16 protein-coding genes are annotated in these 17,885 nt (G+C 62.0%); 12 read left to right on the top strand and 4 right to left on the bottom strand.

The genetic code is table 11. The annotated features are described in order from the left end of the window. The first annotated feature begins 188 nt into the window (after positions 1 to 188). Positions 189 to 1,406, top strand: a complete 1,218-nt coding sequence (gene kch, locus RAS12_RS26175) for a voltage-gated potassium channel protein (protein WP_306942866.1) — start codon at positions 189 to 191, stop codon at positions 1,404 to 1,406. Here kch and RAS12_RS26170 read toward each other — a convergent pair. Both RAS12_RS26170 and RAS12_RS26165 read right to left on the bottom strand, forming a co-directional pair. Next, entirely contained in the window at positions 1,403 to 2,968 is a 1,566-nt protein-coding gene (locus RAS12_RS26170; RefSeq protein ID WP_306942864.1) for an EAL domain-containing protein, read from the bottom strand. The genes kch and RAS12_RS26170 overlap by 4 nt on opposite strands. Positions 2,969 to 3,057: 89 nt before the next feature. Further along, the gene (locus tag RAS12_RS26165; RefSeq protein WP_306942862.1) at positions 3,058 to 3,720 is read right to left on the bottom strand and encodes a TetR/AcrR family transcriptional regulator; all 663 of its coding nucleotides are present in this window, start codon (positions 3,718 to 3,720) and stop codon (positions 3,058 to 3,060) included. A gap of 192 nt (positions 3,721 to 3,912) precedes the next feature. Between RAS12_RS26165 and RAS12_RS26160 the strand changes: the two genes are divergently transcribed. From RAS12_RS26160 to phbB, 6 genes are read left to right on the top strand one after another with little or no spacing between them, the layout of a single operon-like run. Continuing rightward, positions 3,913 to 5,379, top strand: a complete 1,467-nt coding sequence (locus RAS12_RS26160; RefSeq protein WP_306942860.1) for an efflux transporter outer membrane subunit — start codon at positions 3,913 to 3,915, stop codon at positions 5,377 to 5,379. A gap of 17 nt (positions 5,380 to 5,396) precedes the next feature. Beyond that, a complete protein-coding gene (locus RAS12_RS26155) occupies positions 5,397 to 6,464 on the top strand; it encodes an HlyD family secretion protein (RefSeq protein ID WP_306942858.1) in 1,068 nt (355 codons plus the stop codon). Next, a complete protein-coding gene (rbbA, locus tag RAS12_RS26150; RefSeq protein WP_306942854.1) occupies positions 6,464 to 9,205 on the top strand; it encodes a ribosome-associated ATPase/putative transporter RbbA in 2,742 nt (913 codons plus the stop codon). Before RAS12_RS26155 ends, rbbA begins: the two co-directional genes overlap by 1 nt. A gap of 1 nt (position 9,206) precedes the next feature. Then, on the top strand, positions 9,207 to 10,331 hold the full coding sequence (locus RAS12_RS26145) for an ABC transporter permease (RefSeq protein ID WP_306942852.1): 1,125 nt from the start codon (positions 9,207 to 9,209) through the stop codon (positions 10,329 to 10,331). 44 nt (positions 10,332 to 10,375) lie between these two features. Continuing rightward, a complete protein-coding gene (locus RAS12_RS26140; RefSeq protein ID WP_306942850.1) occupies positions 10,376 to 10,843 on the top strand; it encodes a hypothetical protein in 468 nt (155 codons plus the stop codon). Continuing rightward, positions 10,833 to 11,579, top strand: a complete 747-nt coding sequence (phbB, locus tag RAS12_RS26135) for an acetoacetyl-CoA reductase (RefSeq protein ID WP_306942849.1) — start codon at positions 10,833 to 10,835, stop codon at positions 11,577 to 11,579. The genes RAS12_RS26140 and phbB overlap by 11 nt, the downstream gene beginning before the upstream one ends. Before the next feature lie 22 nt (positions 11,580 to 11,601). Here phbB and RAS12_RS26130 read toward each other — a convergent pair whose 3' ends face one another. Next, positions 11,602 to 12,498, bottom strand: coding sequence for a LysR family transcriptional regulator (locus tag RAS12_RS26130; protein ID WP_306942848.1), 897 nt, complete (start codon positions 12,496 to 12,498; stop codon positions 11,602 to 11,604). A gap of 135 nt (positions 12,499 to 12,633) precedes the next feature. Between RAS12_RS26130 and RAS12_RS26125 the strand changes: the two genes are divergently transcribed. Together RAS12_RS26125 and RAS12_RS26120 are read left to right on the top strand one after the other, a co-directional pair. Then, complete coding sequence (locus RAS12_RS26125) at positions 12,634 to 13,251, top strand: nitroreductase family protein (protein ID WP_306942846.1); 618 nt, start codon at positions 12,634 to 12,636, stop codon at positions 13,249 to 13,251. A gap of 20 nt (positions 13,252 to 13,271) precedes the next feature. Further along, on the top strand, positions 13,272 to 14,153 hold the full coding sequence (locus RAS12_RS26120; RefSeq protein ID WP_371321221.1) for an EamA family transporter: 882 nt from the start codon (positions 13,272 to 13,274) through the stop codon (positions 14,151 to 14,153). A gap of 57 nt (positions 14,154 to 14,210) precedes the next feature. On the opposite strand, the gene RAS12_RS26115 is transcribed toward RAS12_RS26120, so the two are convergent. Next, complete coding sequence (locus RAS12_RS26115; protein ID WP_306942844.1) at positions 14,211 to 14,885, bottom strand: GntR family transcriptional regulator; 675 nt, start codon at positions 14,883 to 14,885, stop codon at positions 14,211 to 14,213. A 389-nt stretch (positions 14,886 to 15,274) separates the two neighbouring features. On the opposite strand from RAS12_RS26115, the gene RAS12_RS26110 reads away from it, so the two are divergent. From RAS12_RS26110 to RAS12_RS26100, 3 genes are read left to right on the top strand one after another with little or no spacing between them, the layout of a single operon-like run. Then, a complete protein-coding gene (locus RAS12_RS26110) occupies positions 15,275 to 16,711 on the top strand; it encodes a cytochrome ubiquinol oxidase subunit I (protein ID WP_306942842.1) in 1,437 nt (478 codons plus the stop codon). A gap of 4 nt (positions 16,712 to 16,715) precedes the next feature. After that, the gene (gene cydB / locus RAS12_RS26105; RefSeq protein WP_306942840.1) at positions 16,716 to 17,723 is read left to right on the top strand and encodes a cytochrome d ubiquinol oxidase subunit II; all 1,008 of its coding nucleotides are present in this window, start codon (positions 16,716 to 16,718) and stop codon (positions 17,721 to 17,723) included. Then, positions 17,723 to 17,866, top strand: a complete 144-nt coding sequence (locus RAS12_RS26100; protein ID WP_306942838.1) for a DUF2474 domain-containing protein — start codon at positions 17,723 to 17,725, stop codon at positions 17,864 to 17,866. Before cydB ends, RAS12_RS26100 begins: the two co-directional genes overlap by 1 nt. Positions 17,867 to 17,885: the final 19 nt, after the last annotated feature.

Raw genomic sequence — 17,885 nt, 5'->3', positions numbered from 1 at the left:
CTGCCCTGGCTGCTGGCAGGCTTACCGCCTGTATCAGCGGCGTTCCTCTTGGATAGCCGCGTGATGAACGAAGTTTAGGACTTCGAACGCGATTCCAGTAATTCTTTGTTGATAGCCTTCTATACATATTAGGCATAGGAGCACGTATGCGCTTCGTCCTAAAATGCCGGCAAAGGATCTAAGACCGTATGCCCCAAACACGCATCCCGCTAAGACACCGTTTCAGGAAAGTGCTGGCGTTCTTCCCGCCCAACTGGTGCCTGGCCATCCTGGTCGCCCTGGATGGATATGCCTTCATGCACCCGGTGCTGCGCGAGGTCCGCGCACGCGAGTATTCATTCTGGCTGGCGCTGGACAATTGGCACGAGGTCATGCGCGTGGTCGGCCTGCTGGAAATTCCGCGGCTGGTGTTGGGCGTTGGCCTTCAGGTCATTGCGATAGGTCTGATCCTGAAAGCCCGCATCGCGTGGGCCTTTTCACTGGTGCTGCTGATAGGCATCGGCACCTTCGCCATTCTGGGCGATGGCGGACGCGCCGGTCTGGGCATCTATACATTGGTGCTGCTGATCGCGCTGATCGCCTACTGGCGCCGCTTTGACCGCGCCAGCGTCACGGCGGGGTCGCTGTTCGCCTTGGTCAGCATTCTGTCGCTGTTGATCTATGCGGTCTTCGGCACGCTGTATCTGGGCAATGAATTCAACCCCCCCATTCTGGACGCGGCCACGGCGCTCTACTTTTCCATCGTGTCGATGTCCACGGTGGGGTATGGCGATATCACGCCGCACAGCACCACGGCGCGGCTGTTCACTGCGTCGATTATCATTCTTGGCATTACCGTATTTGCTACGTCCATCAGCGCGATCGCCGGACCGGTGATCGGCGGCAACTTGAAGCGGCTTGTCAAAGGCAGGTTTTCCACCGCCATGCGTAAAAATCACATCATCATTGCGGGCGCCACACCTCTTGCGCTAAGCGTCTATGACGGCCTGCGCCGCCGCGGCGACGAAGTCACCGTTATCGTGCCCACTGGCATGCCGCAGGAATATCCCGCAGCCACGGATTTGATCGAAGGCGATCCCTCCAGCGTGGAAGTCTTGCGCAATGCCGGGGTGCTGCACGCGCGCTATGTGTTGGCGCTACGCGATGACGACGCCGAAAATGCGTTCATCGTCTTGGCGGCCAAAGAGGCCACGGGCGACCAGGGCGCCAAAACGGTGGCGCTGGTCAACACCAGCAAGCACCTGGAGAAAATCCGGCGCGTACAGCCAGACCTGGTGTTCTCGGTGCAATTGCTGGGCGCTGAATTGCTGGCGCGTGCCATCAACGGCGAACCCATGGACAGCCAGGCCATCACCGATCTGTTCTTTGCCAAGTCTGCCGCACAGGCAAAAACGACGGAAAGCTAGCTGGCCGAGCCCGGCGGCGAGTGCCTGACGTACCACGGCACGAATTCGGCCGAAGGCATCGGCCGCGCAAACAGATACCCCTGGATGAACGCCACGCCGCGCGACGTCAGATAGTCGAACTGGGGCTGCGTCTCGACGCCTTCAGCCACGACTGCCAGATTCAAGCGTTGCGCCAGTGTGATGATCACATCCAGCACCGGCGTCTCGTCGCCCGAGTCTTGAATGGCCTGCACAAATCCCTTGTCGATCTTCAGATAATCCACAGGAAATTTTTGCAGGTACGACAACGAACAATGTCCCGTGCCGAAGTCATCAATGGCCACACGCACACCCTGCGCGCGCAACACGTCGATGTTTTGGCGCGCCTGCCCGCTGTCGGCGATCAGGCTGCGCTCCGTGATTTCAAGCACGATCAGCGGATGGCGCGCGGCGACATTCGCCATGAAGGTCTGGATGTCGGAAACCAGACCGGCGCTGGACAAGTGCTCTGGCGCAATGTTCACGCCAATATGAAAATCGGGTGGCGTAGACCAGGTCTGTAAGTCGCGCTCGATAAGCCTCAGCAAATGCTGAGTCAGAGGAATGATCATTTCCTCGGCCTCGGCCGCAGCGATGAAGATATCCGGACGTACGAAACCCACGCCCGGCCGGTTCCAGCGCATCAGCGCTTCGACCCCTTCGCATTGGCCTGACAGGTGCCCATACACCGGCTGGTAATAGACTTGAAATTCATTAGCGCGCATGGCGCTGCGCAATTGCTCTTTGAACGACAGCCGGTTGACCTGCAAACGGTAGGCGCCGTAGGCCAGCCCGGCGCCAAGCAACAAAGCAACCGGTAGATAACTCAACAACAGTTTCTGCCACGCGCGCACCAGGCTCTCAGGCGGGGCCATGACATTGATGGCCAGCGCCACCCGGCCGTTGACGCGAGTCACTTCTTCGTACACCCGTTGCGCCTGCTGCCCCGACTGCCCCCAGGAATCGCTGCGGATGGGCGCACCCTTGCCCACGGTCAACTCAAGTTTGTAGTCGCCCAATGACGCCACGGCATTCAGCAAATCCAGCACGTACCGGCCATCCACCGCAACGGCGCCGCTATAACCGTCTTTGCCCGGTTCGCCCAGCAAGATCGCGGGCCGATCCGGCGCCAATGGCGTACCGGCCACGGAAAACATCCATTCTGCAGGCGGAGTATCCAGGGGCCAGTGGGTGAAGTCCCCGACGGCGACATCCACCGGGCCCACCACCGACGAACAATAAATGTGATCCTGGTTCGCAAGAATCAGGGCGCGGAAGTAGGGATTCAGCGTGCCCCAGCGCTGCAAGGTGGGCAACACCTCGGCGCAAGGCTTGGGCGTCAATTCCGTCACGCGGCCCAGCACGGACCACGCCTGCGTAAAGATGTGCCCAACCTGAACGCGGACAATACGCGCGGCGGATTCGGCCTCAGCGCGCTGTTCTCGCTGGGCATGCAGCCACGACCACCCCACGCAGACCAGAATGGGCACTATCAGCGCCAGGGCAACCGGCAGGTACCGCCAAGACGGTACGCGAACCGTCATTCCCGATGTCGGCAAAGGCCCCCCGCTTGAGATGTCGTTAATGTGTGCAATGCCGTCTGACTGGATAGAACACCAAGGGCGGCGCAGCGTCAAGATGCTTGAGCCGCGCTAAGTGCGGCAAGGTCCGGCCGGGCAGAACGGCTGTCGGGCGCAAGCAAGTTCAGAATGAGCGCCACGTGAGCCCGCTTGCGTGCGGGCAGACTGATACGCTCTTCGGGCCCCAATAGTGCCGACATGACGATGGTATGCACGATGGGAGCCAGCAGCAGCCAGGGGTGCTCCAGCGCCAGACATTCGCCGCACAGACCGCGCGTGCGCGCACGCTCAAGCAGACGGCCGATATCCGCCTGATGCGCCTCTGCTGTGTCGCGCCGCCAGCGTGCCGCCAGATGCGGCACGCGGCCGCTTTCCGCCAGTAGCAGACGCATGGTGCTGACCATGGCCGGGTTGGCCAGACTGACGTACAGATGATTCACGATGCGATCTGCCAAATGGCGCGGCGATGCTGCGCCATCCACCACGGCTTCCACGTCAAGCCGAGACGGACTCAGATGACGGGCCAACAACGCTTCGAAGACGTCTTCCTTGCTGGCGAAATGGGCGTATAGCCCTCCTTTGGACAGGCCTGCCCGCACCGCAATGTCATCCATCCTGGCGCCCGCATAGCCCGCATGTGAAAACTCCTGCAATGCGGCGTCAAGAATCTGACCGACCCGCACGGCCGGAGGAAGACGGCGGCGTTGCCCACTCATTACTGCTCCCTCTGCAAGTGGATTTATTAGAAACCGACTAGTCAGTCGCTAATTTGATCGCGATCAAGGATTTGAAGGGGACAGGTGGGCACAATATTTACATGACCCGGGGTTCGGGTCCGTCCGGGCGCCGGGCCACAAGCCTGTCCGCAACCGGACGCACCCGACACCCCTCGCGCAGGAGAACGTTGCATGACTTGCCGTCCGAATCGAGCCAAGATTGCTGCGCGCTTTGCGCCTGCAGCCCTGAGCCTGCTGCTAGCGGCAGGCTGCGTGTCCATGGCGCCAACCTACCAGCGCCCCGACCTGCCCGTGCCAGCGGCCTTTCCCGGAGCTACCTCAGCGGATGCGCCGGCAGCAGCCCAGATCAGCTGGCAAACCTATTTTCCGGATGCCACGCTGCAAGGGCTGATCGCCACGGCACTGGACAACAACCGCGATCTTCGTACCGCGCTGCTGCGTGTGGAAGAAGCCCGCGCCCTGTACGGTATTCAGCGCGCGGACCAGTTTCCGACGATTGGCGTGCAGGCTGATGGCTCACGGGCCCGCGTGCCGGGCGACTTGAATTTGACGGGGCAGCCGCAGGTCAGCAGCCAGTATCAGGTCGGCATTGGCATGGCTTCCTGGGAGCTGGACTTCTGGGGCCGCGTTCGCAGCCTGAAGGACGCCGCCTTGCAAAACTATCTGGCGTCCGATGCCGCCGCGCAAGCCGCCACCTTGAGCCTTATTGCACAGGTCGCCGATAGCTATCTATCGCTGCGCGAACTGGACGAGCGGCTGGAGCTGACGCGCCAGACCATCGCGTCGCGTGCGGAATCGCTACGCATATTCCGCCGCCGCTACGAGGTGGGCGCAATTTCCAAGCTGGACCTGACTCAGGTGGAAACCTTGTGGCAGCAGGCCCGGGCGCTTGGCGCGGATCTGGAACAAAGCCGTGCCGCGCAGGCGCATGCGCTGGAGCTGCTGATCGGCGCCCCGCTCGTCCTGCCCGAAAAACAAGAACGGCTGGATGACAACGCGATCATGCGTGAACTGCCGGCAGGGCTGCCATCGGACCTGCTGCTCAACCGTCCCGACATCGTGGCGGCCGAACATCAGCTGCAAGCGTCCAACGCCAATATCGGCGCGGCCCGCGCAGCCTTCCTGCCCAGCATCACCCTGACCGGCGCTTTCGGCACCGCCAGCGCCGAGCTCGATGGCCTGTTCGCAGGCGGCAGCCGGGCCTGGAACTTTGCGCCCAGCATCAGTCTGCCGATCTTTGACGCGGGCCGGCGCCAATCCACGCTGGATCTGGCTGAAGTGCGGCGCGACCAAGCCGTCTCGGCCTACGAAAAAACGATTCAGACCGCATTCAAGGATGTGTCTGACGCCCTCTCTGCCCGCCGCTGGCTGGCGGAGCAGGTCGAGGTGTTGCGGGCCACGGTAGATGCGCAAAGCGAGCGTGCCCGCCTGGCTCAACTGCGCTACGACCATGGTGCATCGCCCTACCTGGAAGTGTTGGATGCGCAGCGCGATCTGCTGACCGCGCAACAGAAACTGGTGCAAACGCGCCGTGCCCTGCTGTCCAGCCGCGTTGGCCTGTACGCAGCGTTGGGCGGAGGCACGCAAGCGTCCGCGCCCGCTTCTGCCAGCGCCAAACCGGCAGCCAGCCCCCAATAAATCAAGGATTCGCCATCATGCGTCTGCCCACTCGAAAACTGATTCCCCTGCTGCTCGTTCTGGCCGTCGCCGCCGCTGGCTACGCCGGTTGGCGCCTGCTGGCCGACACCGGGCCCGGCGATGGATTCATTAGCGGAAACGGCCGTATCGAAGCCACCGAGATCGATGTGGCGACCAAGCTGGCCGGCCGCGTGCAAGACGTATTGGTCACCGAAGGCGACTTCGTTGCCGCAGGACAGCCGCTGGCGCGCATGCAGATCGACACCTTGAACGCACAGCGGGAAGAAGCTCGCGCCCAGCACCAGCAGGCGATCAACAGCGCGGCCAGCGCCGCAGCGCAGGTCGCGCAACGCCAAAGCGACAAACTCGCCGCCGAAGCCGTCGTCGTTCAGCGTGAAAGCGAACTGGATGCCGCGCGCAGGCGGCTGGCCCGTTCTGAAACGCTGTCCAAAGAGGGCGCGTCGTCCATTCAAGAACTGGACGACGACCGCGCCCGTGTGCGCAGTGCGCAAGCCGCCGTGAATGCCGCGCGTGCGCAAGTGACCGCGGCGGGCGCCGCCATCGATGCTGCCCGCGCCGCGCAGGTGGGTGCGCAGTCAGCCGTGACCGCCGCGCTGGCCACCATTGCCCGTATCGACGCCGACATTACCGACAGCGAACTGCGCGCACCGCGCGACGGCCGTGTGCAGTACCGCGTGGCGCAACCCGGCGAGGTGCTGGGCGCCGGCGGAAAAGTACTGAACATGGTAGATCTGGCCGATGTCTACATGACGTTCTTTCTGCCCGAGCAGGCCGCAGGAAAAGTCGCGCTGGGCCAGGACGTACGCATCATCCTGGACGCTGCGCCGCAGTACGTGATTCCGGCCAAGGTGTCGTTCGTAGCGAGTACGGCGCAATTCACGCCCAAGACGGTGGAAACCGCCAGCGAACGCCAAAAGCTCATGTTCCGCGTCAAGGCCCAGATCAGCCCGCAACTACTGCAACAGCATCTACAGCAGGTAAAGACTGGGTTGCCCGGCGTGGCCTGGCTGAAGCTGGATGCCGATGCGAAATGGCCCGCAAATCTTGAAGTCCGGGTGCCCTGATGGACACGCCCGCCGCTGTTGCCCCCGTCGTGAAGCTGGCCGGTGTCAGCCTGCGCTATGGCAAGACCGTGGCGCTGGACGACATTACGCTGGATATTCCCGCAGGCCGCATGGTGGGCTTGATTGGCCCGGACGGCGTAGGCAAGTCCAGCCTGCTCGCATTGATAGCGGGATCGCGCGCTGTGCAGGAAGGCGTGGTCGACGTATTGGATGGCGACATGACCAGCAGCCGGCACCGCGACGACGTGTGCCCGCGCATTGCCTACATGCCGCAAGGCCTGGGCAAGAATCTGTACCCGACCCTGTCGGTAGAAGAGAACCTGCAATTTTTCGGCCGCCTATTTGGCCATGATGAGGCCGAGCGCCGCCGCCGCATCGACAGCCTGACGCGCAGCACCGGCATGTCGGCGTTTCTTTCCCGGCCCGCCGGCAAGCTGTCGGGCGGCATGAAGCAGAAGCTGGGCTTGTGCTGCGCGCTGATTCACGACCCCGACTTGCTGATCCTGGACGAACCCACCACCGGCGTCGATCCGCTGGCGCGCGCTCAGTTCTGGGACTTGATCAACGACATCCGGCAAGAACGTGCTGGCATGAGCGTGATCGTAGCGACGGCCTATATGGACGAGGCCCAGCGTTTTGACTGGCTGATTGCCATGGACGAAGGCAGGGTGCTGGCCACCGGAACCCCAGCCGAGTTGCAACAACGCACCGGCGCGGACTCGCTTGAAGCCGCCTTCATTGCCCTATTGCCCGAAGAGAAACGCCGGGGCCACAAACCGGTAGAGATCGTGCCGCTTGCGGCAGACGACCAGGCCGAAATAGCCATTGAAGCGCGCGACCTGACCATGCGTTTCGGCGATTTTGTGGCCGTGGACCATGTCAATTTCCGTATCCGAAAAGGCGAAATCTTCGGTTTCCTGGGGTCCAACGGCTGCGGCAAATCCACCACCATGAAAATGCTGACGGGACTGCTGCCCGCCAGCGAAGGCAAAGCGTGGCTGTTCGGTCAGGAAGTCGACCCCAAGAACATCGAAACCCGCCGCCGCGTGGGTTATATGTCTCAAGCGTTCTCGCTCTATGGCGAACTGACGGTGCGGCAGAACCTGGTGCTGCACGCGCGCCTGTTCCATGTGCCCGAGGCCAGCATCCCAGCCCGCGTAGACGAAATGGTGACGCGCTTTGATCTGGGAGACGTGCTGGACTCGCTGCCCGACAGCCTGCCCATGGGGGTGCGGCAGCGTTTGTCGCTGGCAGTGGCAATGGTGCATAAACCCGAGCTGCTGATACTGGACGAACCGACGTCTGGCGTGGACCCGGTCGCGCGGGATAACTTCTGGCGGCTGCTGATCGAGTTGGCGCGGCAGGATCAGGTCACGATCTTTATCTCGACGCATTTCATGAACGAAGCCCAGCGCTGCGACCGCATCTCGCTGATGCATGCGGGCAAAGTGCTGGTCAGCGCGCCCCCCGACGAGATCACTCGTATGCGTGGCGCGAAGACGCTGGAAGACGCCTTTATCGCCTATCTGATCGATGCGGGCGCAGGCACGCAAGCCGAGGGCGGTGCAACGCCATCCGCCTCTGAGCCCGAATCCGAGCCTCTGCGGGCGCACCGCGGATTCAGCATCAAGCGCGCGTTGAGTTATATGTGGCGCGAATCGCTGGAACTGCGGCGCGATCCGGTGCGCGCCACGCTGGCCCTGGCGGGGTCGCTGCTGTTGATGTTTGTGATGGGCTACGGCATCAGCCTGGACGTTGAAGACCTGCGCTATGCCGTGATGGACCGCGACCAAACCAGCCTGAGCAATAACTACAGCCTGAACCTGTCGGGGTCGCGCTACTTTATCGAGCAGCCGCCCATCACGAGCTACCAGGACATGGATGCGCGGATGCGCAGTGGCGAACTGTCGTTGGCGATAGAGATTCCACAAGGATTCGCCCGCGATGTGCAGCGCGGCAAGAACGTGCAGATCGGTGTGTGGATCGACGGCGCCATGCCGCAACGCGCCGAAACCATCCGCGGTTATGTGATGGGCATGCATCAAGGCTGGCTGATGCAGCAAGCCCGCGAACGACTTGGCGCAAGCGGCGCGTCGGCCGTCAGCATTAAAACGCGCTTTCGCTACAACCCTGACGTGCGCAGCCTGCCCGCCATGGTCCCGGCCGTGATCCCGTTGCTCTTGCTGATGATGCCCGCCATGCTGACCGCGCTGGCGGTCGTGCGTGAGAAAGAACTGGGTTCGATCATCAATCTGTACGTCACGCCCGTGACACGGCTGGAGTTCCTGCTGGGCAAGCAAGCGCCCTATGTGGCGCTCGCCATGCTGAACTTCTTGTTGATGACGTTGCTTGCCGTGACGCTATTTGGCGTGCCCATTACCGGCAGTTTCCTCACACTGCTTGCCGCCGCGCTGATTTACAACGTGGTGGCCACTGCCATCGGTTTACTTGCATCCACGTTCACGCGCAGCCAGATCGCGGCGCTGTTCTTCACGATGATCGGCACGCTGGTGCCCGCCGTGCAATTCGCGGGGCTGCTGAATCCGGTGTCATCTCTGGAAGGTGCGGGACGCCTGATCGGCCAGATCTATCCCGCTACACACATGCTGACGATCAGCCGGGGCGTGTTCAGCAAGGCGCTGAACTTCTCTGACCTGCAAGGTTCATTCTGGCCGCTGCTGGCCGCGATTCCGATCATCTTGGGCGCCTCGGTGCTCCTGCTGAAGAAACAGGAGACCTGACATGAGACATCTGGCCAACATCTTCCGGCTGGGCGTGAAAGAGCTGTGGAGCCTGGCGCGTGATCCGATGATGCTGATTCTGATCCTGGTGTCGTTCACGCTGATGATTTATACGGCGGCCACCGCCGTGCCGGAGACGCTGCATAACGCGCCTATTGCGGTGGTGGACGAAGATTCCTCACCGCTATCAGCGCGCATTACTTCGGCGTTCTATCCGCCGCATTTCACGCCACCCGAAATGATTACGTCGGCAGAAGCGGACGCGGGCATGGACGCCGGACGCTACACCTTTTCCGTAAACATCCCGCCCAACTTCCAGCGCGACGTGCTGGCGGGAAAACCGGCAGAAATCCAGTTGAACGTGGATGCGACCCGGATGAGCCAGGCGTTCACCGGCAGCAGCTACATTCAGCAGATCATCACCGATGAGATCAACGAATTCGTCAACCGTTACCGGACGCCGGCCGCGCTGCCCGTCGATCTGGCGGTACGCATGCGCTTTAACCCCAACCTGACGCAGGCGTGGTTCGGCGCCATGATGGAGATCATCAATAACGTCACGATGCTGTCCATCATTCTGACCGGCGCCGCCCTGATCCGGGAACGCGAACACGGCACCATCGAACACCTTTTGGTCATGCCGGTGACGCCCACCGAGATCATGCTTGCCAAGGTCTGGTCTATGGGGCTGGTCGTACTGGCGTCAGCTGGGCTATCGTTGACGTTCATTGTGCGTGGCTTGTTGCATGTGCCGATCGAAGGGTCGGTGGCGCTATTTCTTGCGGGAGTAGCGCTGCACCTTTTCGCGACGACCTCAATGGGTATCTTCATGGCCACGCTTGCACGCAGCATGCCGCAGTTCGGGATGCTGCTGGTACTAGTGCTGCTGCCACTTCAAATGCTGTCAGGCGGCACAACGCCGCGAGAAAGCATGCCGGATTTCGTACAAAACATCATGCTGGCCGCTCCCACCACGCACTTCGTGGAACTAGGCCAGGCAATTCTCTATCGCGGCGCAGGCTTGAGCGTCGTGTGGCAGCCGTTTCTAGCTTTGACGCTGATCGGCAGTGTCCTATTCGCGTTCTCTCTGGCGCGTTTTCGCAAGACCTTAAGCCAAATGGCTTAGGAGCTGATTCGTTACCCCTTACCACTCTCTTAAAAGGACGGATGATGAAGAAGACTACTGCCCCTACGCCTCAAGGCATCGTCGGCGCCAATGCCGCCTACTACCAGCGCCTGGCTCAGCTTGCGCAAGAAAGCCAGCAACGCTGGGTCGAATTAGGCCGTCGCCTGGCCAGCGACAACGCGGCCCAATACCTGCCAACACTGGGTCCGCTTCAGCAGTCCGGCAATTGGCAAGACATTGCCCCCGCGCTCGGCGAGATCACGCGCAAACAATGGCAATGCCATCTGGAAGCCACCCAGGCGATCACCCACGCCGCGCTGGAAGAGCAGGCTGCGCTGACTGCGGGGCTGGGCGAAGCCATGAGCGGCTGGTTCAAACATGCGACCGGCGCAGGCATGGAAATCAGCGCATCCCCGATGACGCAAATGTGGTCGGCGATGTCGAACCAGATGGCGGCCGCTTGCGCAGCGATGCGTGACGCCAGTTCACCGGGAGCGAGCCATGAACGCTAAACGCACGGCGCTCGTGACCGGGGGCAACGGCGGCCTGGGACGCGCTATTGCGCTGGCGCTGCACGATGCCGGCCACGATGTCATCATCACTTATCACGCCAGCGAAAGCGCTACCCGGGCTTGGGTCGAAGAGCAGGCAGCAAAGGGATACCACTTTGCGATGTACAAGGTGGACGTGGCCGACTATGCCTCGTGCCAGGCGCTGATGACGCGGCTGGAACATGATGGGCGGCAGATCGACATCCTGATCAACAACGCGGGCATCACCCGGGATGCCCGCTTGCGCAAGATGAGCTTCGAAAACTGGGCCGAGGTCATGCACAGCAACCTGGATTCGATGTTCAACATGACGCAGCCTTTATGCGGCGCCATGGCGGACCGCGGATGGGGCCGCATCGTGAATATCTCGTCCGTCAATGGCAGCAAGGGCGCATTCGGACAAACCAACTACGCCGCGTCAAAGGCGGGCATACACGGCTTCACGAAATCATTGGCACTGGAACTGGCCAGCAAGGGCGTCACGGTCAACACCGTGTCGCCCGGCTATCTGGACACAAGCATGGTCCAGGCCGTACCGGAGGAGGTCATCAGAGAAAAGATATTGCCGCAGATACCGCTAGGCCGGCTGGGTCAACCCGAGGAAGTCGCCGCACTCGTCGCGTTTATCTGCAGCGAGCCGGCGGGCTTCATGACCGGCAGCAATGTGGCCATGAACGGCGGGCAGCACATGTATTGAACGGCTGGCGGGCGCACAGGGTCTAGTCCCGGGACGCCCCCAACTCCTCCACCAGGAAGTCAACAAACGCACGCACTTTTGCCACCATGTGCCGCCGCGACGGATACACCGCATAGACAAAAGTCTGCACAGGCGTCCAGTCTTGCAGCACGGCTTGCAGCGCACCGCCAGCCAGATCTTCCTGCACGTAGACGCGTGGCACCAGACTGACACCGAATCCTGCGCGCAAGGCGTCCCGCACCGCCAGGCTGGAGCTGACCTTGTAGCGGCCACGCACAGGAACCCGCTGCGTTTGCCCCCCGCGTTCGAACGTCCATTCATCCGCATGCCCTGACAACGTGAACTGCACACGCTCCATGCCGAGCAGGTCTTGGGGTGACACCGGCACGCCCTGACGCTTGAAATACGATGGCGCCCCGCAAAGCACGTGGTCCAGCGTCATCAGTTTGCGGGCAACCAGACTGGAATCCTCCAACCGGTCCGTGCCGCGGATGGCCAGATCGAACCCCTCTTTTACGATGTCGATGCGCCGGTCCTCCAGGTTCAGGTCCAGCGACACCTGCGGGTAGCGTTCAAGAAAGCGGGGAATGGCGGGGCAGATTCGAATCAAACTGAGCGACATGGGCGCGCTGACGCGCAAGGTTCCCGTCGGGGCCGATTGCATCGGCCCCAAAGATTGTTCGGCCTCTTGCAGATCGTCCAGAATGCGCGCCACTTGTTCGTAATAGCGTGTGCCGGCTTCAGTCAGGCTCATGCGGCGCGTGGTTCGATTCAGCAGCCGCGCAGCAACGTGCGCTTCCAGTTCAGCGATGTTTTTGCTGACAGCCGCGGCAGACAAGCCGATCTGCCGCGATGCCGCTGCAAACCCGCCCTGCTCTACCACCTGTCTGAAAACCTTTAATGCGGTCAGATGATCCATTGATTATTCACTACTGGTGAATGATATTGCTCTTGTAATGCCTATTATCGTATCTGAGCGATTCAATTAGTCTGCAGGCATGCATCCGGCAACACCTAAAACCGCCGGTCACTGTCTAAAACTGGATGAATCGACATGAACCACGCCCTGACGGACGCCATCGCCGCACGTAATTCCGCCAATTTCTTCAACGCCGAACACACCCTGGAAGACGCGAACATCTTCAGCTTGATCGCGTGGGCGACCCGCGCCCCCACCGCCTTCAATCTGCAGAACTGGCGCTTTATCGCTGTGCGAAGCGCAGACGGCAAACGCCGCCTGCGCGAGCTTGCCTGGAATCAGCCCAAGGTCACGGACGCCGCGGTGACCTTCATCATGGTGGGCGTGCTGCCGCAGGCCTCGTGGATGGCCGAACGCCTCCAGCCATCCGTCGCCACCGGCCTCATGCCGGCAGGCATGGTGCCAGCGTGGGAGTCCGCCGCCAGCCAGCTCTACTCCGGCTCGCCGCAGACACAGCGCGACGAGGCCATCCGCAGCGCCACCTTCGGCGCATCCACACTCATGCTGGCAGGACAGGCCCAGGGGCTGTCCGCCAGTCCCATGACCGGCTTTGATCCCGCTGGCGTTGCCCAGGCGTTTGGCTTACGGCAGGATGAAGTGCCCGTCATGCTGGTGGCAATGGGGCTCGCGCGAGCAGGCAATTGGCCGCAGAAGCCGCGCCGCCCGGTATCGGACGTGCTGGAACTGGCCTGAGCGCACACGGAGCGAACATCATGAGCCGCAGTTCAGATCTTTTGCTAACGGCGCTGGCGCCTGCTATTTGGGGTAGCACCTATGTGGTGACAACCTTGATGCTTCCGCCCGACTACCCGCTGACGGTGGCCATGCTGCGCGCCCTGCCCGCCGGTATTTTGTTGCTGATTGCCGTGCGCCAACTGCCGCATGGCATCTGGTGGGTACGGGCTTTCATTCTGGGCGCATTGAATTTTTCCGTGTTCTGGGCATTGCTGTTCGTGGCCGCCTACCGGCTACCTGGCGGTGTGGCTGCCACGCTGGGCGCCATCCAGCCGTTGATCGTGATTCTGCTTGCGCGGGCGTTGCTGGCCTCGCCGATACGCAGCCTGTCCGTTGTTGCCGCGGTGAGCGGTCTGGCCGGCGTGGCGATGTTGGTACTGACACCCAAGGCCGCGCTGGACCCGGTCGGTATCGCGGCCGGCCTGGCCAGCGCGGCATCCATGGCGCTGGGCACGGTATTGAGCCGGCGCTGGCAGCCCCCGGTGTCGGCGCTGACGTTTACGTCGTGGCAATTGACGGCGGGCGGCATCCTGCTGCTGCCCGCTGCCTTGCTGGCCGAGCCCGCGTTGCCGCCACTGACGCATCTGAATATCCTGGGCCTGGCTTATCTGGGTTTGATCGGCGCCGCCTTGACCTACGTATTGTGGTTCCGGGGCGTCGCGCGGCTGGAGCCCGCAGTTGTGTCGTCGTTGGGTTTTCTCAGTCCGATATCGGCCGTATTGCTGGGCTGGGGCGTGCTGGGCCAGAGCTTGAGCGCCGCGCAACTGGCGGGCATGGGAATCGTCGTGATCAGCGTGTGGCTGAGTCAGCGCGCACAGCGCATGCCGGTGGCGCCAATGGTTTCCGGCGCGGCGCGCTGAGGCGCCTTGGGTGCAGGCGCATGGCTCATGGCCTGAAGGCCCGCCTTGTACGGGGCTTCAGCCGTCTTGCCGCATGCGGTGCATGGCGACCAGGTTTTTCTTCTTTTCAAGAATGTGCGCTTCGACCAGCCGAGCGGCCAGGTCGCCGTCCTGCTGGCGGCAGGCTTCCAGGATTCGGGCGTGCTCGGCTTTCAGGCCCTCTTTGCCATCGGCCAGCGACATCACCTCGTGCGTGTAGCGATGCGTGTTCAAACCGTACTCTTCGATCAGCCGGCGCAAGCGCTGATTGTTTGCAGGCGCGCACAGCGCCAAGTGGAAACGGCGGTTCAGCTCGGCCCATTGCGGCCCGGTATCCGCATCGTCATAAGCGTTGAGCAGGGATTCCAGCGCGTCCAGATCCGCGCGCCCCATGTTCGGCACCGCAGCGCGCACCGCATACCCTTCCAAAGCAATGCGTATATCGAGCAATTCGCAAATCTGTTCGATATCCATGCCGATGACGACAGCGCCGCGATTCAGGCGATAGGCCACGAGGCCTTCGGTTTCCAGCTGGCGCAACGCCTCCCGCACGGGAATACGGCTGGCCTGAAAACGGGCAGCCAACGCATCCTGCTTCAACTGCGTGCCTGCGGGCAAGGCGCCCGTCAGGATTTCAAAGCGCAACTGATCTCGTATGCGGTGCGGCAGGGCCTGGCCTGGATTGGACGCGCCCTGGGATTCGGTAATGCTCATGACTATCAGGTATCTCTGCGACGAAGGACGGCGGCACGCGCCAGTACAGGTTGATCCGACGGGCCTCATCGTAGCCCAGCGGGCAATGACCGCACGCCGCGGTTGGCGCCTGCCTGCAAAGTCAGACCGGATCAGGGGACGCAATGCTTGCTCTGTGCTGCTTTTTTGTAACTTTCGTGGATTCGGAAAAACTGAAATATCGGCGGCTGCCCTATGGCAGGTCGCGTATTCACGAACAACCAGCCAAACTGATCCGCTTTTTTCCACGGTTTCTGAATCTGTACTAATCAACGCCGTCGTCCTACCGTTGTGTGGCAGGTTCAACACCGTCAGCGCCCACCGTCTTGTGACGATTTTCGCGCGCTGGCCACGAAGTCAGGAAGACCGCTATGGATAGCGACGCGCTATTGCTTGCCCGAATCCAGTTCGGATTCACCATCTCATTTCACATCATCTTTCCCGCCATCACCATCGGGCTGGCCAGTTACCTGGCCGTGCTGGAAGGCCTGTGGCTGCGCACCCAAAAAACGGTTTACCGGGATCTGTACCATTTCTGGACCAAGGTGTTTGCCGTCAACTTTGGCATGGGCGTAGTGTCTGGCCTGGTGATGGCTTATCAGTTCGGCACCAATTGGAGCTTCTTTTCCGACTTCGCGGGCAGCGTGACGGGTCCACTGCTGGCCTACGAAGTGCTGACCGCTTTCTTTCTGGAAGCCGGTTTTCTGGGCGTGATGTTGTTTGGCTGGTCACGCGTGGGCCCGGGCCTGCACTTTTTCTCCACCATCATGGTGGCGCTGGGCACACTGGTGTCGGCCACCTGGATTCTGGCGTCCAACAGCTGGATGCAAACGCCCGCCGGCTACGAGATCGTGGATGGCCGCGTTGTGCCCACCGACTGGCTGGCGGTGATCTTCAACCCGTCCTTCCCATACCGTCTGGCGCACATGGGCATTGCCGCTTTCCTGGCCACGGCGCTGTTGGTGGGCGCCTCTGGCGCGTGGCATTTGCTGCGCGGCGACCGCAGTCCTGCCGTCAAGAAGATGTTTGCGATGGCGATGGGCATGCTGCTGCTGGTGGCTCCGCTGCAAGCGGTGGTGGGTGACTTTCATGGTCTGAACACACTGAAGCATCAACCGGCCAAAATCGCTGCCATCGAAGGCCACTGGGAAAACGAACCCGGCGCGGGCGTGCCGCTGACCTTGTTCGGCCTGCCGGATATGGAGCGCGAGGAAACTCGGTTTTCGCTGAACATACCGCGTCTGGGCAGCCTGATCCTGACGCACAGCTGGGACGGCCAGTTCCCAGGCTTGAAGTCGTATCCGCCCGAGGACCGGCCAAATGCCGCCGTGGTGTTCTGGTCGTTCCGCATCATGGCGGGCCTGGGCATGCTGATGATCGCGCTGGCGGGTTGGGCGTTGTGGGTGCGCTGGCGCGGCCGGCTGTACGAGTCGCGCGCATTGCACCGCTTTGCGTTGTGGATGGGACCGTCGGGCGTCGTGGCGATGCTGGCTGGCTGGTACGTGACCGAAATCGGCCGCCAGCCCTGGGTGGTATATGGCGTCATGCGCACCGCAGACGCGGCCACGCCCCACGGGTTGGGTGAGTTGACGCTGACTCTGGCGCTCTTCGTTGTCGTGTATCTGTTGGTGTTTGGCGCCGGCGTGTCTTACATGCTGCGCCTGATCCGCATGGGCCCCAGCCCCGCGCCCGGCCACGCGCCCTTGTCTGGCGGCCCCGGCGAGCCGCGCCAACCGTCGCGCCCGCTTTCGGCCGCGTCCACTCTGGCGGGCGCAGAGCCCGCGCAACGCACGCATTCAGGAGCTTGACGCCATGGGCATCGACCTTGCATTGATTTGGGCCGTCATCATTCTGTTTGGCGTGATGATGTATGTGGTCATGGACGGCTTTGACCTGGGCATCGGCATCCTGTTTCCATTGATCAAGGACCGCGAAGAGCGCGATGTCATGGTCAATACCGTCGCCCCCGTGTGGGACGGCAACGAGACCTGGCTGGTGCTGGGCGGCGCTGGTCTGATGGCGGCGTTTCCGCTGGCCTACTCGGTCATTCTCAGCGCGCTGCACCTGCCCTTGGTGTTCATGTTGCTGGGGCTGATCTTTCGAGGCGTGGCGTTTGAATTCCGCTTCAAAGCGGACGAACATCATCGCGCCTGGTGGGACAAGGCATTCGTATTCGGTTCCGTGTGCGCCACCTTCTTTCAAGGCGTGACGCTGGGCGCGTACATCGAAGGCATCCCCGTCGTTGACCGCGCGTACCAGGGCGGCGCATGGGATTGGATCAGCCCTTTCTCGATGTTCACCGGCCTGGGACTGGTGGCCGGTTATGCGCTGCTGGGCTGCACCTGGCTGATCATGAAAACGGAAGGCCGCCTGCATCGCCACATGTGCAACCTTGCCAAGCCGCTGACGCTGGCACTGCTGGCTGTGATTGCCGTGCTGAGCGTCTGGACACCGCTGGCGCAACCGCAGATCGCGCAACGCTGGTTCACGCTGCCCAATATGTACTGGTTCTTTCCGGTGCCGCTATTGGTTGCCGCAGCCGGTTTTGAACTGATGCGCCGGGTGCGCGGAGTGCCATCGGCGGGTCCCTTCATGTTGTCGCTGGCGCTGGTGTTTTTGGCCTACAGCGGCCTGGGCATCAGCATCTGGCCCGCCATCATTCCGCCGGACATCTCTATCTGGTCCGCATCTGCGCCGCCGCAAAGCCAAGGATTCGCACTGGTGGGAGCCTTGGTCATCATTCCGATCATTCTCATGTACACCGCCTGGTCGTACTACGTATTCCGGGGCAAGGTGCGCCTGGGCGAGGAGTTTCACTGATGAATCACTCACCTTCCTCCGTGCCTTCGTGGCGCAGCCGGCTGCTGTGGCTGGCGTTGATCTGGGCAGGCAGCGTCGCGGCGCTGGGCGTCACGGCGTATGCCTTGCGCCTGATCATGCGAACCATCGGCATGTCGACCTGAATCCGGCAACTTTCAAAAA

The sequence above is a fragment of the Achromobacter seleniivolatilans genome, from assembly GCF_030864005.1.
GTDB classification, from domain to species: Bacteria; Pseudomonadota; Gammaproteobacteria; order Burkholderiales; family Burkholderiaceae_B; genus Achromobacter; species Achromobacter seleniivolatilans.
The sequence above is the reverse complement of the archived record's forward strand: the minus strand, read 5'-3'. Positions and strand labels throughout refer to the sequence as shown.